The 3,706-nt window shown below is 63.3% G+C and carries 5 protein-coding genes and 1 pseudogene; 1 reads left to right on the top strand and 5 read right to left on the bottom strand.

The features are described from left to right. Nucleotides 1-660: tetratricopeptide repeat protein (locus QZ190_RS12930; protein ID WP_291916928.1), on the bottom strand; the 660-nt coding region annotated here is incomplete at its 3' end. A 185-nt stretch (nucleotides 661-845) separates the two neighbouring features. Here QZ190_RS12930 and QZ190_RS12925 point away from each other — a divergent pair. Continuing rightward, nucleotides 846-1,757, top strand: a complete 912-nt coding sequence (locus QZ190_RS12925; protein WP_291916926.1) for a DMT family transporter — start codon at nucleotides 846-848, stop codon at nucleotides 1,755-1,757. A gap of 4 nt (nucleotides 1,758-1,761) precedes the next feature. On the opposite strand, the gene QZ190_RS12920 is transcribed toward QZ190_RS12925, so the two are convergent. From QZ190_RS12920 to QZ190_RS12905, 4 genes and pseudogenes are all read right to left on the bottom strand, one after another. After that, nucleotides 1,762-2,460, bottom strand: coding sequence for an RluA family pseudouridine synthase (locus tag QZ190_RS12920; protein ID WP_291916924.1), 699 nt, complete (start codon nucleotides 2,458-2,460; stop codon nucleotides 1,762-1,764). 49 nt (nucleotides 2,461-2,509) lie between these two features. Continuing rightward, nucleotides 2,510-2,650, bottom strand: a complete 141-nt coding sequence (locus QZ190_RS12915; protein WP_291916922.1) for a hypothetical protein — start codon at nucleotides 2,648-2,650, stop codon at nucleotides 2,510-2,512. 125 nt (nucleotides 2,651-2,775) lie between these two features. Next, complete coding sequence (locus QZ190_RS12910; protein ID WP_291916920.1) at nucleotides 2,776-3,414, bottom strand: NAD(P)H-dependent oxidoreductase; 639 nt, start codon at nucleotides 3,412-3,414, stop codon at nucleotides 2,776-2,778. An 89-nt stretch (nucleotides 3,415-3,503) separates the two neighbouring features. Further along, a pseudogene (locus QZ190_RS12905) lies at nucleotides 3,504-3,706 on the bottom strand (23S rRNA pseudouridylate synthase); the annotation flags it as partial.

Below are 3,706 nucleotides of genomic sequence, written 5' to 3'. Positions count from 1 at the left end.
CGCCGCTTCAGCAGCGGCCAAAGCAGGCGTTGCTGCGGCGGCCGGGGCAGGGCTGGTGGCTTGGCCTGGGGGCAGGGCTGCAGGACGCGTGAGCGAAGCCACGTTTTGGGCCGGTGGCTGGCCACGCTGCTCACTGCCCATGCTGCCCAGCAAGGTCAATTGAGGGGCGCTTGCCTTGGCTTTGGGGTCGACCTGCAGGGCTTTGGCATAGCTTTGTTTGGCCAGTTGGCTGTGCACATCCGACAAATTGCGGTGGGCCGCTGCATAACTGGGGTGGGTCTGCAGGGCTTTTTCCAGATATGTTTTGGAGGCTTCGAGCTGGCCTTTGGAGGCGTACAGCACCCCCAGGTTGTTGTAGGCCTCGGATTGCTCGGGATGCGTTTGGGTGATTTGCTTGAAGGTGTCGATGGCTTTGTCGATCTGACCTTGTTGGGCCTGAATCACGCCTTCCATGAAGCGCCATTGCACCGCTTGGGGGGCGTTCTTGCGCTCTTTTTGAACCAGTTGGCGGGCTTGATCGAGCTGCCCGGCCTGAATGGCTTTTTTGATGGCTTCTTCGGCCGCTGTTGTGCTTTGTGCCAACGCGGCCGATGTCCACCCAAGCAAACCCATGGACAGGGCCAGCGTGGCCAGGCACCGGACGTGCCGCAGGAGGGCCAAGCGCCTTGGCTCAAAAGGGGAAAGCAACATGAACGGTGGGACCCAATGCAAAGCTGGCTATTTTATCGGGCGAATGCCTTGGAGACTTCTGGGCTCTCGGACGTTTCGGGCAAGGGGCCCTGCAGCGCCTTTGCACAGGTGACTGTGTGCGCGGGCAGGCCATGCAAAAATAACCTGAGTCACCCATGGGATCGAGCTTGCACACCCCACCGAACGCCCTCCAATCTCCAGCCCGCGCCGCCTTGGCCGGGCCCGGCATCGTTTTTGCCGTGCTGGCCATGGCCAGCCTGAGCTTCAGCGACGCCACCAGCAAATGGGTCATGCTCAGCGTCACGCCCGTGATGGTGTTGTGGTTCCGTTACGCAGTGCAGGCCGTGGGCACTGCGCTGGTGCTGGCCCCGGTGCGGGGGCGAGCCATGTGGCGCACACACAGCCTGCGCTGGCAGTTGCTGCGCGGCTTGCTCATGGTGTCTTGCAGCTTGCTGGCTTTTTACTGTCTGCAGCGCATGCCGGTGGCCGAGTTCACCGCCACCGTCATGCTCACGCCCTTGGTCCTCACGGCGCTGGCCCGCTTTGTCATGAAAGAACAGGTCTCGCCGCTGCGCTGGCTCATGGTGGTGGGCGGCTTGATCGGGGCCATGCTGGTCATCCGCCCGGGTGGACAGGTCGACAGCTCGGTCGGCTGGATGGCGCTCACGGTGGTGGTGACTTACGCCGTGTTCCAGGCTGTCACCAGCCACATGACACGCACCGAAGACCCGGCCGTGATGCAGCTGTACACAGGCTGGGTGGGCTGGGCGGTGAGCACGCTGCTGGTGTTCAACGCCTGGGTCACCCCGCAAAGCCTGAACGAATGGGCGCTGCTGCTCTTGGTGGGCCTGGCCGCCACGCTGGGCCAATACCTGCTCATCGTGGCCTTTTCCAAAGCCCCGGCCTCGGTGGTCTCGCCATTCCTCTACACCGGGGTGGGGTTTTCCACGCTGATGGGCTGGTGGCTGTTTGACCACATCCCTGACGCGCTGGCCTTCACGGGCATGGGCCTGGTGGTGCTGTGCGGTGTGGTGGCGGGCCGCATCAAGGGCGCAGCCAAGGCCTGATCGCTCAGGCCTGGGGTTGATGACCGGCGATGTAAGGCGACAGGGCCGACCACTGGACCGGGGCCTTGAACGCCATAGCTTGCTCGGTGAACGGGTGCACAAAGGCCAGCTCTTGCGCGTGCAGCAGCAAGCGGGGGCTGAGGGCCTTGATGCCCGGCGGCGCGTACAGCGAGTCACCCAGCATGGGGTGGCCAATGCTTTGCAGGTGCACGCGCAGCTGGTGCGTGCGGCCCGTGACGGGTTCGAGCTCGATCAGGCTGGTGCCGAAACTGTCGCTGTGGCTGCTTTGCAGCACGCGCCAACGGCTGCGGCTGGCTTTGCCGTCGGGGTGGATGATGTGCAGCGGGCGGCGCTCCCAGTCCAGCAGGATCGGGCCGTCGATGGTGCGCCAGCCGTCTTCATCAGTCTCCACGGCCGCTTGGGTTTGTTCTGGTTGGCCTGCGACCACCGCCACGTAGCGTTTTTTGACTTGGCGTGTTTCGAACAGCTTGCTGAGGCGGCGCTGGGCTTCGATGCCCCGGGCCATGAGCAGCAGGCCCGAGGTGTCCTGGTCCAGACGGTGCACGATCAGGGCTTCGGGGTAACGGTCTTGCACCCGTTTGGACAGGCAGTCCTGCTTTTCCGGGCCGCGACCGGGCACCGACAACAAGCCGCTGGGTTTTTCCAGCACCAGCAGGTGCTCGTCTTCGTGGATCGGGATCATGCAGGGCGGGCCGAGTGGGCCCGGTCAAAAGGCCGTTCGGCTGAAAAAATCACTTGTCTTTGACTTTGCCGCGAGGGGCCACAAAGGTCGAGGGGGCCATCGGGCGGTCGGACGTGAACGTCTTGGGGGGCGCGGTGTCCTTCTTTGGCTTCTTGGCCATTTTGTTGCTGCGTTGTTCGCCTTTGGCCATGGTGGTTCCTTGGATAGACATCCCGGTTTGGGAAGCCCTTGATGTTAAAGCACAAAGCCGCAGAATCTGCGGCTTTGTGGGGGTGCGGCACCTGACGTTCCAAGAGCGGCAGGTGTGCTGCGACCTTATTTGACTTCGGTCACGAACTGGGCGGTGGGGCGGCGCACTTTTTTCAGGTTGGCCAGCCAGTCGCCTTCGGCCGCGCGGTAGCCCAGGGGCACGATCACCACACTGCGCAGGCCGCGAGCGCTCAGGCCCAAAATTTCGTCCACGGCTTTGGGGTCAAAGCCTTCCATGGGCGTGGCGTCGACTTCTTCAAAAGCCGCAGCGATCAGGGCTGCGCCTAAGCCGATGTAAGCCTGGCGCGCAGCGTGCTCGTAGTTCACCTCGGGTGTGCGTGCAGGATAGTTCTTGAGCAACATCTGGCGGTAGTTTTCCCAGCCTTCGTTGGTGCCGCCGCGTTGTGCGTTGGTCAGGTCAAACATCATGTTGATGCGCTCGGCCGTGTAGTTGTCCCAAGCGGCAAACACCAACAGGTGCGAGCCATCAGTGATCTGGGCCTGGCCCCAGGCCTTGGGCTTGATCTGCTCGCGCACGGCGGGGTTGGTCACCACGATGATTTCGAAGGGCTGCAGGCCGCTCGATGTTGGGGCCAAGCGGGCGGCTTCGACGATGCGGTCGACTTTGTCTTGGGGCACGGACTTGGTGGGGTCCATTTTTTTGCAGGCGTAGCGCCATTCGAGTTTGTTCAGCAAGTCAGACATGCAGGTTACCTAAGGGGTTGAAAGATGCGCGATTGTGCAGGAAGACGCGGGGCAACGGTGTTGCGTAGGCGCAAGCCACTGTGCCGGGCTCAGACTTGTTGCCAGGTGCCCGTGGGCAGGCCATCCAGGTTGTAAGGCCCCACGGCGGTGCGGATCAGGCGCAGTGTGGGCAAACCCACGGCGGCGGTCATGCGCCGCACCTGGCGGTTGCGACCCTCGCGGATGCACAGCTCCAGCCACGAGGTGGGAATGCTCTGCCGCTCCCGAATCGGTGGGTTGCGCGGCCACAGGT

It is taken from the genome of Limnohabitans sp. (genome assembly GCF_017848645.1).
Classification (GTDB): domain Bacteria; phylum Pseudomonadota; class Gammaproteobacteria; order Burkholderiales; family Burkholderiaceae_C; genus Limnohabitans_A.
Note: the sequence above shows the minus strand (reverse complement) of the source record. Positions and strands in the feature narration are given on the sequence as shown.